This is a genomic window from Methylobacter arcticus, assembly GCF_050917435.1.
Classification (GTDB): Bacteria; Pseudomonadota; Gammaproteobacteria; order Methylococcales; family Methylomonadaceae; genus Methylobacter_A; species Methylobacter_A titanis.
Genome location: NZ_CP159583.1, coordinates 2,289,965 through 2,305,709 on the forward strand (window position 1 = coordinate 2,289,965; position 15,745 = coordinate 2,305,709).

General features: G+C 51.0%; 18 protein-coding genes. 3 read left to right on the top strand and 15 right to left on the bottom strand.

Going from position 1 to position 15,745, the window contains the following annotated elements; translation table 11 throughout:
- The first annotated feature begins 50 nt into the window (after positions 1-50).
- The 3 genes from ABXJ76_RS10900 (at position 51) to ABXJ76_RS10910 (ending at position 1,324) form a co-directional block, all read left to right on the top strand.
- Positions 51-305 carry a hypothetical protein gene (locus ABXJ76_RS10900; protein WP_432740509.1) on the top strand — a complete coding sequence of 85 codons (255 nt, stop codon included), beginning with the start codon at positions 51-53 and terminating at the stop codon, positions 303-305.
- Between the two features lie 438 nt (positions 306-743).
- Complete coding sequence (locus tag ABXJ76_RS10905) at positions 744-950, top strand: cold-shock protein (RefSeq protein WP_432740510.1); 207 nt, start codon at positions 744-746, stop codon at positions 948-950.
- Positions 951-1,057: 107 nt separating this feature from the next.
- Positions 1,058-1,324 carry an RNA recognition motif domain-containing protein gene (locus tag ABXJ76_RS10910; protein ID WP_340122253.1) on the top strand — a complete coding sequence of 89 codons (267 nt, stop codon included), beginning with the start codon at positions 1,058-1,060 and terminating at the stop codon, positions 1,322-1,324.
- Between the two features lie 685 nt (positions 1,325-2,009).
- On the opposite strand, the gene ABXJ76_RS10915 is transcribed toward ABXJ76_RS10910, so the two are convergent.
- The 15 genes from ABXJ76_RS10915 to ABXJ76_RS10985 form a co-directional block, all read right to left on the bottom strand.
- On the bottom strand, positions 2,010-2,372 hold the full coding sequence (locus tag ABXJ76_RS10915) for a hypothetical protein (protein ID WP_432740511.1): 363 nt from the start codon (positions 2,370-2,372) through the stop codon (positions 2,010-2,012).
- Positions 2,373-2,398: 26 nt separating this feature from the next.
- Positions 2,399-3,628, bottom strand: a complete 1,230-nt coding sequence (locus tag ABXJ76_RS10920) for a beta-ketoacyl-ACP synthase (RefSeq protein WP_432740512.1) — start codon at positions 3,626-3,628, stop codon at positions 2,399-2,401.
- A complete protein-coding gene (gene fabG / locus ABXJ76_RS10925; RefSeq protein WP_432740513.1) occupies positions 3,622-4,347 on the bottom strand; it encodes a 3-oxoacyl-ACP reductase FabG in 726 nt (241 codons plus the stop codon). The genes ABXJ76_RS10920 and fabG overlap by 7 nt, the downstream gene beginning before the upstream one ends.
- Complete coding sequence (locus tag ABXJ76_RS10930; RefSeq protein WP_432740514.1) at positions 4,344-4,892, bottom strand: 3-hydroxylacyl-ACP dehydratase; 549 nt, start codon at positions 4,890-4,892, stop codon at positions 4,344-4,346. Before ABXJ76_RS10930 ends, fabG begins: the two co-directional genes overlap by 4 nt.
- Positions 4,889-6,064, bottom strand: a complete 1,176-nt coding sequence (locus ABXJ76_RS10935) for a beta-ketoacyl-ACP synthase (RefSeq protein ID WP_432740515.1) — start codon at positions 6,062-6,064, stop codon at positions 4,889-4,891. The genes ABXJ76_RS10930 and ABXJ76_RS10935 overlap by 4 nt, the downstream gene beginning before the upstream one ends.
- Complete coding sequence (locus tag ABXJ76_RS10940; RefSeq protein ID WP_432740516.1) at positions 6,045-6,611, bottom strand: DUF3261 domain-containing protein; 567 nt, start codon at positions 6,609-6,611, stop codon at positions 6,045-6,047. Before ABXJ76_RS10940 ends, ABXJ76_RS10935 begins: the two co-directional genes overlap by 20 nt.
- Entirely contained in the window at positions 6,602-7,825 is a 1,224-nt protein-coding gene (locus tag ABXJ76_RS10945) for an NAD(P)/FAD-dependent oxidoreductase (protein ID WP_432740517.1), read from the bottom strand. The genes ABXJ76_RS10940 and ABXJ76_RS10945 overlap by 10 nt, the downstream gene beginning before the upstream one ends.
- Positions 7,815-10,148 (bottom strand): MMPL family transporter, encoded by a 2,334-nt coding sequence (locus tag ABXJ76_RS10950; protein WP_432740518.1) that lies wholly within the window; start codon positions 10,146-10,148, stop codon positions 7,815-7,817. The genes ABXJ76_RS10945 and ABXJ76_RS10950 overlap by 11 nt, the downstream gene beginning before the upstream one ends.
- Positions 10,129-10,761 (bottom strand): outer membrane lipoprotein carrier protein LolA, encoded by a 633-nt coding sequence (locus tag ABXJ76_RS10955; protein ID WP_432740519.1) that lies wholly within the window; start codon positions 10,759-10,761, stop codon positions 10,129-10,131. Before ABXJ76_RS10955 ends, ABXJ76_RS10950 begins: the two co-directional genes overlap by 20 nt.
- Complete coding sequence (locus tag ABXJ76_RS10960; RefSeq protein ID WP_432740520.1) at positions 10,761-11,174, bottom strand: acyl-CoA thioesterase; 414 nt, start codon at positions 11,172-11,174, stop codon at positions 10,761-10,763. Before ABXJ76_RS10960 ends, ABXJ76_RS10955 begins: the two co-directional genes overlap by 1 nt.
- A 79-nt stretch (positions 11,175-11,253) precedes the next feature.
- A complete protein-coding gene (locus tag ABXJ76_RS10965; RefSeq protein WP_432740521.1) occupies positions 11,254-11,793 on the bottom strand; it encodes an REP-associated tyrosine transposase in 540 nt (179 codons plus the stop codon).
- A gap of 88 nt (positions 11,794-11,881) precedes the next feature.
- Entirely contained in the window at positions 11,882-12,475 is a 594-nt protein-coding gene (locus tag ABXJ76_RS10970) for a peroxiredoxin (RefSeq protein ID WP_432740522.1), read from the bottom strand.
- A 21-nt stretch (positions 12,476-12,496) separates the two neighbouring features.
- Positions 12,497-14,029, bottom strand: a complete 1,533-nt coding sequence (locus tag ABXJ76_RS10975; RefSeq protein ID WP_432740523.1) for an HAL/PAL/TAL family ammonia-lyase — start codon at positions 14,027-14,029, stop codon at positions 12,497-12,499.
- On the bottom strand, positions 14,019-14,966 hold the full coding sequence (locus ABXJ76_RS10980; RefSeq protein ID WP_432740524.1) for a hypothetical protein: 948 nt from the start codon (positions 14,964-14,966) through the stop codon (positions 14,019-14,021). Before ABXJ76_RS10980 ends, ABXJ76_RS10975 begins: the two co-directional genes overlap by 11 nt.
- The gene (locus ABXJ76_RS10985) at positions 14,963-15,697 is read right to left on the bottom strand and encodes a glycosyltransferase family 2 protein (RefSeq protein ID WP_432740525.1); all 735 of its coding nucleotides are present in this window, start codon (positions 15,695-15,697) and stop codon (positions 14,963-14,965) included. Before ABXJ76_RS10985 ends, ABXJ76_RS10980 begins: the two co-directional genes overlap by 4 nt.
- Positions 15,698-15,745: the final 48 nt, after the last annotated feature.

Here is a 15,745-nt window from a genome sequence, read left to right on the forward strand (position 1 = left end):
ACAGCAGCACCAACAGCATTCGTATTATCCTAGTACCAGAGGTTATAGCAGTGGATATACCATTATGCACAGAAACTACTACGGCGAAAGACCGGATCATTATCAAAGAGGCCATGGCAGAGCCGATTATTCACATCATGATCGTCATGATCGTCATGATCAATACAATGCCATCCCCCGCCGGGGCAGTAATTACCAGAATCGTCAGCAACAACGCGATAGAAGTAATGGCAGCAATAATCGTCACAATAACGCCAACCGTAGAAACCATGATTAACGGCTTACCGATCAATGCCTTTGTCTAATTCGCACGAAACCTCAGCCAGTGTCGGCATCAATAGCCATTGTTAATGTAGGCCGTTGCCTCGCGCCAGAAGAAGAACCCAGGTTAAGCGCCGACATCATCCCGAACTGCAAAAAAGGCGCACACGGCAAGGCCTCCGCCACATCATATTGCCATCAATTCCCTGTATTTTTTAATCACACCCGGCTGAAACAGCTTACTAATCAGCATCCTTAATCCCTGCTGAAAACGCCACATTATAAACTTTCAATGGCTATGCCGAGGATTAGTCTCTATAATGCAACTCCTAGTAGACAGCACTCCATACAAACGTGAGGCTTCTACTGTAAGTTTTTCATGTTATTCAGCACTTTTCAGAAATTCCATTCGCTTTTCTCTTTAAATTTGCCCAGCATGATTTTCAATCAAACATTTTCATTGATTTATATAGGTAATTTATATGGCAACAGGTACTGTTAAGTGGTTTAACGAATCTAAAGGTTTCGGTTTTATTTCTCCTAGCGATGGTAGCGCAGACGTGTTCGTACACTTTTCTGCAATCGCAAGCGACGGCGGTTACCGCACTTTGGCTGAAGGCCAAGCGGTTAAGTATGACGTAGAATCAGGCCCTAAAGGCCCACAAGCATCACAAGTAAGCCCAGCTTAAAACCGCCTTACGTTCCGACACACAACCCCGCATTAATAACACGCGGGGTTGTGGCATAACCGGTCAACCCGGTCAATCAACTCACCCCCTAATTTAGGACATGTCTTTTGAAACGAATTTTTGTAGGAAACTTACCTAGCGAAGCCACTGAAGAAACTGTACAGGCTTTATTTTCCGAATACGGAAAAGTCCGCTCCATTCAACTTATTTCCGATATATTTAGCGGAAAATGCCGAGGATTCGGTTTTATCGGAATGGAAGGTCACGAAGCAAGAGCCGCGATAGCCGCACTCGATGGCAATCTCTATTGCGGAAAACCTTTAAAAGTTAAATTTGAAGATACGACTGCCGGCAAAAATGGCAGACGCCATTGAAGCATTAACGACACCAGTCCGACTATCCACCTGATTACTCAGCTGCCCTAGCAGCAGACGCGGGAATATAGCTGAGCTATCTGGGCGACCAGTCTACCCGGTCGCCCCCCCCCCAATGATCGCAACACCCTCACATCAAAAGCCTTACAATTGCAGGATTTTTAGGCGTCATACTGACGTTTATTAGCCTCTCTCCACTCACGCCTTCTATTGTTAAATAGTCGCCCGCTTTAACTGAACACTCACTTCAACCAGCCAACAAATCCAATCCATTAGTTGAATAATCAAGTCCCGCATATTTCAAAAAAATGCTTGACAACAAATCCATGGAATTTCTTTTTCCACAGGAGAGTGCAATATACGTTTGTTTCAGCAGCATAGCTTCAAAACCTCTCTTGCCCTATAAAAAAGCAGCAATAAAACCACAATTACTTGATCTAAGTCATTGATAATTAAAATTATGATCACACACAGTCATACACTGACTACAATCTGATCGATTTAACAAAAAAGCTTAAAAAGTGAATAGTTAGCGCATTTATTTTCAGCTTACCCACAGAGTTATCCACAGAAAATGTGGATAACCTTGAATTGCAAAACAACATCGATTCTTTACTATTATCCAGCCAACAGCGCGGGACAAAAAACCTGCCCACATTACTGACTGATGGACATTACTGGTTCTTTATTCTTGCTTATCATTCACCAAATCGTAGGTGATGTCTGGATTAAATCCCATAGGCCAATAAATAAGAGCCGCTGGCGGCCAGAAGATTGAAACTACGCGGAATTTAGTTCTAAGCCTACCTTCTTTGACAACTTCGCCATTTTTTTCCAAGCGATAAGGAATGCCTGATTCAGGCGGCACACCCGCAGCAGTCCAGAAAAACGGCTTAGTGGTTACCTTGCCATCGGCCTTGATGTCTACCGGCTGCGGTCTTTTGTAGACATACAGATCAGTTCCAGGTGGAACCTTAAACGTACCCGTTGTGGTACAGCCTGAGACCAAAACCAGTAACGCCAAGGCTAAACATATTTTTTTTATCATTACAGTTCTCCAGGTTGAGTGGGATATTAGCTATCCCAGCGCTTAAAAATCAATGAAGTATTGATACCCCCAAAAGCAAAATTATTACTCATCACATAGTCGCAATCGAGCTTGCGGATATCCTCTTTAATATAGTCCAACTGCGCGCATTCGGGGTCAATATTGTCAAGATTGGCCGTGGCATGAAACCAGCCTTCATTCATCATATTGACCGTTACCCAGGCCTCCAGCGCGCCGCAAGCGCCCAGAGTGTGGCCGGTAAAACTTTTCAGCGCACTGATCGGCGTTTTATCGCCGAATACTGCGGCGGTCGCACGGCTTTCGGCGACATCGCCGTGGCTTGTTGCCGTGCCATGCGCACTGACGTAGCCGATAGCCGATGCTTCCAATTGGGCATCTTGCAAAGCTAGGCGCATCGCAACCTGCATGCTGTCGCTGTTAGGCTGAGTGATATGCACACCGTCCGAATTAGTACCAAAACCCACCAATTCGACATGAATATGAGCGCCGCGTGCCAAGGCATGTTCCAGCTCTTCCAATATCAAGGTGCCTGCGCCCTCACCGATGACCAGACCATCACGATCACGATCAAACGGCCTGGGACTTTTATCCGGTGTCTCATTGCGAAGACTGGTCGCAAACAAGGTATCAAATACTGCGGACTGGATAGCCGAGAGCTCTTCTGCACCGCCTGCCACCATCAGTTTTTGCTGACCGAATTTTATCGCCTCATAACCGTAGCCTATACCCTGACTGCCCGAAGTACAAGCGCTTGAGGTTGTGTAAATCCTGCCGTTTATGCCAAAAAACAGGCCGATATTAACCGGGGCGGTATGGCTCATCATTCGAATATACGAGGTGGCATTCAAGCCGCCGATGGCATGATTAAGCAACATGTTGCCGAACTCGGCAATCGCGTCGGGGCTGCCCGATGAACTGCCGTAGGCAATGCCTGTAAGCCCGCTTTTAAGACAGGGGTCATGCAACAATCCGGCATCGATGAGCGCCAATTCGGTTGCATACGTTGCCATTAAGGCAATACGCCCCATGCCGCGAACCTGCTTGCGTGAATAATGCTCGGGCTTGGTGAAATCGGCGGGCGCACCCAAGCGGGTATTCAAGCCTTGGTACTTGTCCCAGTCCGGCATGAAGCGAATGCCGGTAGACTTGTTTTTAAGGCGCTCGGCAACCTGTGGCCAGTCATTGCCTATCGGCGAAATCCCGGCCATGCCGGTCACTACCACGCGTTTTAACATAAACCACCATTGACGGAAATGACCTGCCGGGTAACATACGCGGCATCGTCGGATAGTAAAAAAGCCACGACCGCAGCAACTTCTTTGGGGCTCCCTATTCTACGAGCCGGAATCATTTTTTTGATGTCCTCCAGAGGCAACTCGCTGACCATATCCGTCTCGATAAGACCCGGAGCGACGCAGTTAACAGTGATGTCGCGCTTTGCCAATTCCAAAGCCAGTGCCTTAGTCGCGCCGATAATACCGGCTTTTGCAGCACTGTAATTGACCTGTCCGCGATTACCCATCAAGCCTGAAACCGACGATAAGGTGACGATACGACCGGGTTTTCTGCGCCTAACCATCGGCATCACCACCGGCTGCAATACATTGTAAAAGCCGTCGAGATTACTGTGAATCACGCTGTCCCACTGTTCGCCGGTCAGCGAAGGAAAGGCGTTATCGGCCGTAATACCGGCATTACACACCACGCCGTAATAAGCGCCGTGGCTTTCAATATCCTGATTGATTTGTTCGCTGCATTGGGCGCGATCGGCAATGTCGAACTGTAAAATTCGGGCTAGCCGGCCCAGCTGCTCGATTTCGACTTTGACTTCCTCGGCTTGCAGACGCTGGCTGCGACAATGGATGACCAAATCAAAGCCCTGCTTAGCCAGATATAAGGCAATGGCTTTACCGATACCTCGACTGGAGCCGGTCACTAAAACAGTTCTATTCATAATGTACTCATTGATTTGTTTAACGGAGGTTGATAGACATTGAGATTGGCCGTAACGTCCACACCCTCCCCTAGAATCCGGCAGTCGAAAACGCCTAAATTATCATCTTGCATGATGTTTTTTACCCGTATCGTTAACATTGAGCCGACCTTAAATGCGGCAACATTACTGCTATAACGCCGAGTTCCCAGCAGAAAACCCAAGCGTATCGGCTCATTGACTTGCTTTGCCATCATTCCTGCATAGGCGGCTATAGTTTGCGCCATGTATTCGATACCGACCCAGGCCGGAATGCTTCGATCATCGCCCAACAAACCGTCATCGCGCACGACAACTTCGGCAGTCAAGCCCTGGTCGTCATAGTCGATAATGCGATCCAGCAACACCATATTGCCGCTATGCGGAATCAGGTCGGCAACTGCTCCTGCGCCGCCTAATGCGCCTACTGTTGGTGCTCTCGGCAACTGCTCCCTGCGTTGCTCTACCTCCCCCATCCGTGGGGTCGTACCTCCTGCATCCATGCAGTCGTCGGCAATAGCGGTCATGCCCGCCCCACAACAATAGACAGGTTATTGCCGCCAAACGCAAACGAGTTGCTTTGACAGGTATCGATTCTACGCCCCAATGTTTCGCCCTGTTTCGCCAGATGTAACGCAGGTAATACCGGATCCCGCTCATCGTCGTTACTATTGGGAATCAGCGTACCTCGTTCATCGTCACTGCTCAGCAACAGCCAACAAAAAGCCAATTCCAATGCGGCGGCGGCACCCAGGGTATGCCCGGTCATGCCCTTGCTGGAACTGGCTGCCACTGTCGATCCGAATAAGGCATTAACCGCTTTGCTTTCCATCGCATCGTTCAACACCGTGGCGGTGCCGTGCAAATTCAGATAATCGATTTGCGCCGGTGTTTTACCCGCATCGTCCAGCGCAAGCTGCATGGCTCTGATCACATCGGTTGCATCTGGGTTCGGCGCGGCAAAATGATAGGCATCGCTGCTTGCGCCTATGCCTTGCAATACCACAGGCCCCGGGTCTTTACTCAACACAAACAAACTGGCCGCTTCGCCGATATTGATGCCGTCACGGTGCAGACCGAACGGCTTGCACAGCCCGGTACTGATCGATTCCAATGCGGCAAAGCCATTCATTGTCAAACCGCATAAACTGTCCGCCCCGCCCACGATCACCGCATCGCATAAATCCAGCCTGATTAAGCGCCGCGCCGAGGCAAACGCCTTGCCGCTGGAAGAACAGGCCGTAGAAATCGTGTAGGCCGGGCCTTGCACGCCCAGAAAATCGGCCAGAAAATCCGCCCCTGCGCCCATTTGCTGTTGCTTGTAATGAAACTGATCCGGCAATACGCCGTGGTCCGCCCAATAAGCCAAAGCCAGCTCGGTATTGCGCACCCCCGAAGTGCTGGTGCCCAGCACAATGCCGATACGATCCGCGCCGAACCGGGCGATCATATCGGTCACCGTCGGTTCGATCTGGCTAAATGCGGCCAGCAGCAGACGATTATTCCGGCAGTTATAAAGGCTGTAACGCTCGTCTATCTGAGGCAGATCGGAACTAACAGCACCGATAATGCAGCGAGTCCCAAACTCATCACTTGTCGCCAAGCCCGACCGATCACCGGCCAGCAAGCGCTTTAAAATCTCAGCTTTGCTATTGCCGAGCGCGCACAACAAACCTAAGTCATTCAGGTATAAGGTCATAACTTATGGTTTTAATCTGTAGACGATAGTGGTAGCGAAAGTTAACCAATTCAACCGCTTTAGGCCAAACAGGATCGGCCGATAAATAATGAATTTCAACTTGTTTTTTACCACCGACGTATAAAAAGCGCTTGTTCTGACCGGCTTCCAAGCGCCATTCGGCCGGAAGATTTTTTTTCAACATCGCAATCGGCCAATACACCAGTTGCAGATCGGTAATGATAAATTCCGGATTGACCGACTCCGGCAATAACGGGCTTCTATCGGACACCAAGGTGTTGCCGTCGTAAGTCAGGCTGAACAGACTCAAGCCGGAATCACTGAGCCCGGCCATCGCGATATGCCGGGCATCCAATTCCAGAACCGCCAACAGGGATTCCTGCCGATCCGCCCACACCGCGTTTATTTGCTGCACTATCCGTCTGGCCGGGCCTAAAGGCTGCGCTATCGGCATCAATTCCGATTTAACGGCAACTTGTTTTGGCTGCATCAACGCACAGCCGGACAGCCAGAGCAAAAACATAGCCGTTAAAATCCTTATCGGCATAACTCGGCCAGCGTATCCAGCCTGGCTCGGGCATTTTTGACATAGGGATTATTTTCATCCCAGGCATAACCGGCCAGTATTGAGCTGATCATCGCTTTAACTTCGGGTTGCTGTCTGGGATGAAAGATCACGTCCTGAAAGCGGCCGTCATACCAGGCATCGACAAACACCCGGAAGGTATCGACGCCGCGCTGCAAGGGCTCGGCGTAATCCTGCTGCCAGTCCACGGTTTCATTATTAAATTGCCTGACCAAAACATTCGCAGCCAAGCTGGCTGATTTCATCGCAATGGTGACGCCGGATGAAAACACCGGGTCCAAAAACTCGCCGGCATTGCCCAGCAGCGCATAGCCTTTGCCGTACAAGCTTTTTACATTGGCGGAATAACCGGTAATGGTGTTGATTTTCTCATCGAACACAGCGTTCTCAAGCAAACTGGTCAAGCTGGGGTCCTGATTAATGATGTCCTTCAAGGCCTGGTCGTTATTGTCCCAGCCTTGAAGAAATTCAGGTTCCGCGACCACGCCCACGCTGCTGCGGCCATTGCTGAACGGGATCAGCCAATACCAGACGTCTTTATGCTCGGGATGCACCGTGATCCGGATTTTGTTTCTGTCAAATTGGCTATCCCCGATCCGGTCTTCAATATGCCCGAATAAGGCTTGCCTGACCGGAAAACCGGAAGGCGATTCCAAATCCAGCAACTTGGGCAAGATGCGCCCAAAACCGCTGGCATCCAGCACAAAATCGGCACGGTAGGTCATCACATCACCTAGTTTGTTGCGCACCGTCAGCTCCGGCCTGTCGGCTGAAAAATCGGCCGCCGTCACTTCCATTTGCCACTGTATGTCAACGCCCATGCGCACCGCTTCATCGGCAAGCAGCTTGTCGAACCGGCCGCGCTGCACCTGAAACGTGGTGCCCATGCCGGGGCTGAATTTGTCTTCAAAGGAAAACTCGGTTCTCAGGTCCCGGTAGGCGAAAGACGCGCCGTTTTTATACTGAAACCCGGCGTTGACTAACGCGTCCATCATCCCGGCCTGTTTGATGAATTCCATGCATTGCGGCAACAGGCTTTCGCCGATGCTGAAGCGCGGAAACAGCTGCCGTTCCAGAATGGTCACCTCAAAGCCCTGGTTTTGCAGCAATGCACCGGCAATGCTCCCGGAAGGCCCGGCGCCGATGATGATAATTTCGCCTTTATTATTTGTCATATTTATTTTTATACTCCTTAAGCCCAATCAATGGCGCACACATCAGCGCCGTTACAATACCGGCAGTTACGGTAAACCCAAAGGCATGCACGATCTCGGTAGAACTTGCCGCTAACAAGCCGAACGCCAGCAAGGTCGTCAATGCCGAAAGTGTAACCCCCAGAGAAGTGCTGGCGCGCCTGTCGCCCGCCATAAAAAAGAACAGTCCGTAATCGACGCCGATGCCCAACACCAGCAACAATGCAAACAGGTTGAACAGGCTGAATAACTGGTCGAACCAGCCCAGCATGGCTAACGAAACCGCCAGCGCAGCAACCGGCACCGACATGATGGTTACGCCATTGCGCCAACCGAACTTGAAACTTAATCCCACCAAGGCCAGACCAAAAGCAATCGCCAACAAACCGCTGGCCCTGATCCGATAACGCGCAAACAATGATGATAAAGACTCGACCTGATCCACCCAGATGACGCCCGGCAAACCCTGTAGTGCCGTTAATGCGCCAGCATCGCTGATCCCGATTAATGCCACCGTGCTTTGACAGCGACCGGAATCACAGCCTAGCCATAACTGCCGCTTAGTTTCATCGGCAGTCGCCAGCCATTCCGGCAAGGCCAGCGTGTTGCGCTCGGCTGCGGCAAACTGCTTGAGTTCAGTTTTCACAGTCGTCTCGTCAAAGCTGAGATCAGTCATGTAGCGTTCAAGCAAGCCTGAGTCGTACAGTTTGTGCTTTAACAGCCGGTAGTTTTGTTGCTGCCGATCCGCATCGGGCCAATAGTCGCTCAAGCCTTCATAAGCAGCCAGCGCTTTTTGCTGTTTTAACGCCTCCAGACGCTTGATCAGTCTTTGTTCATTTTGATGCCAGTCGGCTTGATCCTTCCCCGACACCAGAAAAAACTGGTTGTCGGGACTCATCGGAAATAACTGCCGGATTTTATCGGCTGTGCGGATTAACTCGGCCGGCGGCGATTGCAGCAAGCGCACATCATCCTGAGGCGTCAATATCCACAAGCCGCCTGCGATAAAAACCGTCAACAGTAGACTTAGCCAACGCCGGTTTTTGTTGACCCAGAGCGGCCAATGCTGCTCCCAATAGGTTGTCAGTTTAAGTATGCCCGGCTGATGATCGAAGGTGAACCCGGTTAACAGCAACGGAAACAGCAGCACCACCGTTAACCAGGCGACCAGCAAACCCATCGCGGAAAATAACGCCACTTCCTGCAAGCCCGGAAACGGCGAAAAACCCAAGCCCGCGTAACTTAACAGATTGCTTGCGAGCCCTAAAGACAGTCCCGGCAGAATAAACTTTAGGCCTTTCCGGGGATTCCAATCCTTCTCGCCGAAACTGTCGCACAAAAAATGTTGCGCATAGTCATCGGCAACGCCGATCAAGCTGGCTCCGAAAACCAGGGTAAGAATATGTATCTTGCCGAAAAACAGCACGCAGATAACCAACGCGGCCAACAGGCCGCTGCCGATTGCGAGGCTCGATAACAGCAATGGCCGCACGCTGCGGAAAGTTGCCCACAGCAACACGATAATGCCGAGACTTGAACCTATGCCGACCGTGGAAATTTCCTGTTTGGCCGACTCGGCGCCATGCGCGGTAAACAACGGCATGCCGGAAGCCAGCAACTCGCCGCCAGCCGCTTTGACTTGCCCGGTTGCGCTGTCAACCAGTCTATCCAAGGTTTCCAGCTTATCCAGCTGCAACCTTTCATCCTGCAAATCGGTCAATAACAGCGCCCAAAACCGATGCCGGTCGGACAACACCACGATGCCCTGCTCCAGATTCAACTTGATCGGATGTTGCGCGCTGAAATAACGGCTGAATAGCAACGACGGATCGCGCTCCAGATCGGCCGCCTGCATCTGCCCGATAGGGCTGTTCAGTATCTCCAAGTTTTGCCTGATTAACTCCTCAGGATGAGTCGCCAAGATTGCTTGGGATTGCGCATCCAGCAGCTGATAGCGATACGGGAACAGTTGCTGATATTGCTGGATATATTGCTGTTGGGGAAGCTCCAGCACCACCTTGCTAAACAGCTGGCTTTGTTCCAGTTGCCGCTTAAGTTTTTGCGCATGATTGATAGCTTCCCCGGAAGTCGAAGCACCCGCCAGCCAGACTATTTTCCGATTCAGCAGTTGATTATGTTGCCGGGTGGCTTTGGCGATTTCCGGCTGCTGTTCGCTGGTTGGTAATAACGCTAAAAAACTTGTTTCCAGCCAGTCTTTAGTCAAAGCCTGACTGCCGAGAATACAGATGACCAGCATTCCGACCAGCCAAAGCCCTGCGGTCAACTTAGGGTGATAAACGTTCAAAATCGGCTTCCTGTTCATCGGTCAACTGTTGCGGGTGCGATATGTTATCGAAAGTAATGCGGGTGACATTGCCCCCTGCTTCGCGTATTTCCAGATCACGCAGCTCGGTATCGCCCGACAGCACCATCGTGCTGATGATCTTTTTCAGCATCTCATCCTTGGGGATTAACGCCAGCTGCCAGGACGTTTTTTGATCGGTTCCGGTGATCACAAAACCGTCGCTTAATGCCGCCAAGTCACCGCCCAGCATGGCCTTGAAAACCTTGCCGAAAGCCGCCGGCACCGCTTGTTCCCCCTGCCCGGTCAGCAACTTCGATTCATTGACCAACAGCAAGGAAACAACCGGCGTCAGAGTCTTCCAGATGACACCCTTGTTTGGGTCGTAGGTAAACGTGCCCGTAGATATTAGCGGCTTGCGCAAAACCTTCAGCTGTTTTTGCTGGTGAAATGTGCCGTAAGTAATTTCTGTTTTTGCCAAGCGTGCGGTCGACTGCAGGGATGCAGGAGGTAGAGCAATGCCTGGAGCAATTGCCGAGATCTCAGACAATACCGCATCGCCCGCGACGCCTTGGCCGAATGCCAAACAATACAGCAGCAACGCTTTTATTAACATCAAGCAATCTCCAAGCCGAGTTTTTCAAACAACACCGCAGGCGATGCAAAGCACATTTCCCGCGTTGCCAAGTTTACAGCCACCTGAACGCTATGGCCTTTGGTCAGTCTTAAGCCTGAGCTTTTATCGGTGATCAGGTAGTTTATTTTCAGGCGGTTTTCCCATTCGACGATTTTCGCTGTTACCGTAATGATCTGCCCGAACACCGCCGGTTGCGCATAGCGGACTCTTAAGTCAATCACCGGCCACGCGTAACCCGAGTCGCGCATTTGCGGATAGTTGTAATCGATTTTTTCCAGCAGCGCACAGCGCGCAATTTCAAAATACTTGGCGTAATGCCCATGCCAGACCACTTCCATCATGTCGACATCATGGAAGGGGATTTGCAGGTCGATTGATATTTGGTGAATCATAATTTTTTCGCTCTCATTCCTACAAATCTCGTTCCCACGCGCTGCGTGGGAACGCAGTCCAGGCGCGCTGCGCCGCGAATCACAGCCAACCCTTAAAAACAGGAATCAACCCAACAAGCCCCGCGTAATCCCTGGCGCTGGAATACCGCCAATGAGTAGCGTCATCGACATACCCTCGTTTCACCGGGTTTTGATGGATATACTCCAGTTTCTGTCGAAGCACCGGTTCGTTTTCGATTAACTGCGGGTGCGACCCCTCTTCCCAGCATTGATAATCCCGATCCTGCCGTTTGTAATCCTTGCGAAAAAACGCCAGTTGTTGCAACAACCGCTCGGCGCGGCATTCTTTCAGGTGGTCGATCAGTTTGCGAGCCGTGTAGGATTTGAAGTGCGGCAATTCCAAAGCCAGATTTTCTGCTTGTACAATCATATGTAAGTGATTTTCCAGGATAACGTAACCGTATATTTTCCAGCCGAGCTCTTCTTGCCGGTAACGTAATGCGTCAAGAACAATGCCTGCCGTTTCCGGGCGAGTGAATAGCGGTATCCAGTTCAGCACGGTGCAGGTTAAAAAATGGGGTGCTTGTTCATGGCAAATTCGGTAGCGGCTACGGCCCATAGCATTTAATCCTCGGGGCGCAGCGCGCCCTGAACTGCATTCCCACGCGGCGCGTGGGAACGAGAAGATAACGGGGAAATACTCGCCATTATATTACTCCAGTGCCACCTTTCACTAACCATGCCAAGACTTCATCGATATTCTTATCCGGCGGAAACACTGGATAAAAGTACTTCTGGATATTTCCGTCTTTGGCAATAAGCGTCACGCGTTTGGTAAGACGCATACCCTCCACTTCAAACATGGGCAAGCGCAACCCTTGAGAAAACTGAAAAGATGCGTCACTTAACAAATCGAAGGGAAGATGTAGGCGTTCCACCGCCTCAAGCTGTTCTTCGGTGGATTGCGTACTGATCCCAAACACGTTGGTATTCAATGCTTTCAACTCGCGATAGTAATCACGAAACGAACAAGATTGCGGCGTACAACCTGCAGCTCCCGGTATCTGAATCCAACCATCAGGTATGGCTCGCCCCGGTTGCCCGGTCATCGGATAACAGTAAATTACAAGCCATCCAGGAACTTGCGAAGGATTTACCGTTCCTCCATTTGTTGATGGTAGGTTTACCGTGGGAAGCATTAGCCCCTCCAGATGGTTACATGCTCCATCGTCAACTGGAACAGGAAGGTCGTTCGGAATATTGCGAAGAAAATCCCTGGGTGTCTCATCCTGATTCAGCATTTTACTTCCTCTTTTATCTCGTTATTCATACAAATCCCAATGCTGCTTGCGTACCAGTTCCAGACAAAGCCGCAGTTCTTGCTCCAGCGCCCGATCTGCAGTCAAAAACGGGCTATGCTCGCGCAGTTGCTCAACAGTCTTTTGTAAAGCCGGGCTTAACTTATCCACATTACCCCGCAACTCAACACCCTGGACAACGGCGAACAATACCGCCACGGCGACTTGTTCGGTCAACTCCAAAATGCGGATGCAATCTCGGGCGGCGATGGTGCCCATGCTGACTTTGTCCTGATTGTGGCATTCGGTGGAGCGGGAAAATACGCTGGCGGGCATGGTCAGCTTAAGAGCTTCTGCGGTCCAGGCGGACACGGCTATTTGCAAGGCCTTGAAGCCATGGCTCAACACCGCTTGCTCGCCGGTAGCGCCGGAAAGATTGGCAGGCAAACCCTGATTGAATTTTCGGTCCATCAACTGCGCCATTTGCCGGTCCATTAAATCGGCCAGATTGGCTACGGCGGTTTTAAGAGCATCCATCGCAAAGGCAATATGGCCGCCGTAAAAATGGCCGCCATGCAAAACGTGTTCGCCTTCGGCATCGATAATCGGGTTATCGTTGGCGCTGTTTAATTCATTTTCGATAAACTGCCTAAGCCAGGGCAACGAATCTTCCAGCACGCCGATAATATGCGGCGCGCAACGCAGGGAATAGCGATCCTGCAAGCGGGTATCGTGGCGCGGCGCACTGTGCTGCAATTGTAAATCTCCGCGCAACCTCTCGGCGACGCGGTTTTGGCCGGGGTGCGGCTTAACCGAAAACAGTTTTTCGTCAAAATGGTAGGCATTGCCGTTTAAGGCGACCGAAGCCAGGCTGGTGATGCGCGTGCTCAGTTGGGATAAATACTCGGCTCGCTGGTAGGCAAGGCAGGCGATGCCGGTCATAGCGGCGGTGCCGTTCATAATCGCCAGACCCTCTTTGGGTTTTAAGGTCAGCGCTTCGATATTGAGCCCGGCAAAAACCGTTTGCGTGGCTTGACGCTGTCCCTGATAAAACACCTCCCGCTCACCGGCCAGAACGGCGGCCACATAAGACAATGGCGTTAAATCGCCGCTGGCGCCGACCGAGCCTTCTTGCGGAATCATCGGCAGAATGTCCTGCTTTAATAACTCGGCCAGCTGCTGTAATAATTTGTAGCGCACACCCGAAAAACCTCTTGCCAGACTGGTCAGGCGCACCGCCAGTATGGCCCGTGTTTGCTGAGCGTTAAAATGATCGCCCAGCCCGCAGCCGTGAAAAGTATACAGCTGCCTGGGCAGTTGCTCGACCAGATGCAGCGGAATGGAGACCGTGCAGGACTCGCCGTAACCGGTGGTTACGCCGTAAACAAAGCCTTCCTGCTTTAATAAGCTATCGATAAACCGGGCGCCTTTGTCGATGCGCTCGATAAAGTCCGGCTGCCGACTCAATTCAATCTGAGCGTATTGGTTAGCTATCTTGCAAATATCTTCAATGGTCAACGCCTGACCATCAAAAACCACGGTATTTTTAGTGTTCATCGCTTTCTTTATCAGCCAAGTGCCAAAAATCGAAAAAGTTAAACCATTGTAACGGTTCCATTAAGCAATAATGCTCCAATCGCTGAGCATAACGCTGAATGGTTTGCTGCATGGCTTGCTCACGATTTTTTCTAGGGAACGTTAAGCTATTGCTGAAATACTCAAAAGAGATCACCTGCCTGCCCTGTTGTTTCAAGCAAAACAGGGTGTAAACCGGACATTTAAGCAGTGATGCCAGAATAAACGGGCCTTGCGGAAACCAGGCATCAGCACCCAAAAATTCGGCCCGGCTCACGCGTGAGTTTTGACTGACCGGCGTCCGGTCGGCGGTAATAATAATCAGCTCGCCGTTATCGATTTTATCGCTCAGCAACATTGACGTGGCAGCGCTGATTTCGGTTACCTGAATCAGGTTTAAGCCGCTGCTCGCGTTGGTTTGCCTTAACAGCCGATTGAACTTTTCCGCATGTTTGGTGTGTACCAGCACGTTAATGCGAGGCGCACCATCCAGATCGGCAATCATGCGACAGACGTCAAGATTACCCAAATGCGAACCTAACAGGATGGCGCCCTGCCCCGTCTTGATTTGAGCCAGCAAGACATCACGTCCCCGATAGTCTACGTCTGCCAGCGACAACTCGCCTGACCAGGCCGCTAATTTATCGATAATGGCGTTGGCGAAGCTGATGAAATGTCGATAGCTGTCCCGGAGATTTCCGCTTAAATCGGATGCAGGCGAAAGCTTTGCAACGCGCTGTAGATAGGCCTGACTGGCTGCTCTACCGGACTTGTTCGCCAGCCAGTAATAACTGACCACCGGATATAAAAACCACTGCAACACCCTGCGCCCAAGCAACAGGTAAACGTGCAGCAAGAAACGCATGCCCCAAATCAGGCCCCATTCGCCCATGTCTGCCCAATGCGACGGTTTTTTCATGACCGGTGCCTGCCCAGCAATTGCGGAATGCGTATCAGCATGCCGAAGAACAGTTTGGCATGGGCTATTGAGATCATCAGGTTATCCCGCCACAACTTGAAATGCGATACGCCGTCGTAAGGGTAATTCACGCAAGTGGGTATATTGACAACATCGACGCCCTGCCAGTACAGGCGCACCAGTATATCAATGTCAAAATCCATGCCTTTTGCTACGTCTGTTTCGCCGGTTAATGTAGCCGCTGCCGCCAACGGGTACAAGCGAAAGCCGCACATGCTGTCCGCAATCTCGAACGACAAGGTGTTTATCCATACCCACAAATTGGCAATAGTTCGACCGTAAACCCGGCTCTTGGGCGCAGTTGCATCAAACAGCGGCTGACCTAAAATCAACGCATCGGGATGTTGCGTTCCTGCTTCAAGAAAGACAGGAATATCGTTAACCTCATGCTGACCGTCAGCATCGATCTGGATCGCGTGGCTAAAGCCCAAAGCCACTGCCGCCTTAAAGCCGTCCAGCACGGCGGCGCCTTTGCCGCCATTTTCCGAACGGTTGATCAAGCTGAGCCAATCCGCTTCCCGTTCGATACAATCCACCAGAATTTGAGTACAAAGCGCCGAGCTGCCGTCATTCACCACTATCGTCGGAATGCCGAGGTTTTTTAGTTTGGCCAGCACATGGGGAATGGCGGCTTCATGATTGTAAACGGGAATTATGATGCAGGTTTTCATTGACTACGAAACTCCGAAAGCATTATCCGCCACGAAGAGCACGAAGGA

Coding starts and splice junctions, on each gene's coding strand:
- ABXJ76_RS10905 (WP_432740510.1), top strand. CDS start 744: ATGGCAACAGGTACTGTTAAGTGGTTTAACGAATCTAAAGGTTTCGGT.
- ABXJ76_RS10915 (WP_432740511.1), bottom strand. CDS start 2,372: ATGATAAAAAAAATATGTTTAGCCTTGGCGTTACTGGTTTTGGTCTCA.
- ABXJ76_RS10920 (WP_432740512.1), bottom strand. CDS start 3,628: ATGTTAAAACGCGTGGTAGTGACCGGCATGGCCGGGATTTCGCCGATA.
- fabG (WP_432740513.1), bottom strand. CDS start 4,347: ATGAATAGAACTGTTTTAGTGACCGGCTCCAGTCGAGGTATCGGTAAA.
- ABXJ76_RS10930 (WP_432740514.1), bottom strand. CDS start 4,892: ATGACCGCTATTGCCGACGACTGCATGGATGCAGGAGGTACGACCCCA.
- ABXJ76_RS10935 (WP_432740515.1), bottom strand. CDS start 6,064: ATGACCTTATACCTGAATGACTTAGGTTTGTTGTGCGCGCTCGGCAAT.
- ABXJ76_RS10940 (WP_432740516.1), bottom strand. CDS start 6,611: ATGCCGATAAGGATTTTAACGGCTATGTTTTTGCTCTGGCTGTCCGGC.
- ABXJ76_RS10945 (WP_432740517.1), bottom strand. CDS start 7,825: ATGACAAATAATAAAGGCGAAATTATCATCATCGGCGCCGGGCCTTCC.
- ABXJ76_RS10955 (WP_432740519.1), bottom strand. CDS start 10,761: ATGTTAATAAAAGCGTTGCTGCTGTATTGTTTGGCATTCGGCCAAGGC.
- ABXJ76_RS10960 (WP_432740520.1), bottom strand. CDS start 11,174: ATGATTCACCAAATATCAATCGACCTGCAAATCCCCTTCCATGATGTC.
- ABXJ76_RS10965 (WP_432740521.1), bottom strand. CDS start 11,793: ATGGGCCGTAGCCGCTACCGAATTTGCCATGAACAAGCACCCCATTTT.
- ABXJ76_RS10970 (WP_432740522.1), bottom strand. CDS start 12,475: ATGCTGAATCAGGATGAGACACCCAGGGATTTTCTTCGCAATATTCCG.
- ABXJ76_RS10975 (WP_432740523.1), bottom strand. CDS start 14,029: ATGAACACTAAAAATACCGTGGTTTTTGATGGTCAGGCGTTGACCATT.
- ABXJ76_RS10980 (WP_432740524.1), bottom strand. CDS start 14,966: ATGAAAAAACCGTCGCATTGGGCAGACATGGGCGAATGGGGCCTGATT.
- ABXJ76_RS10985 (WP_432740525.1), bottom strand. CDS start 15,697: ATGAAAACCTGCATCATAATTCCCGTTTACAATCATGAAGCCGCCATT.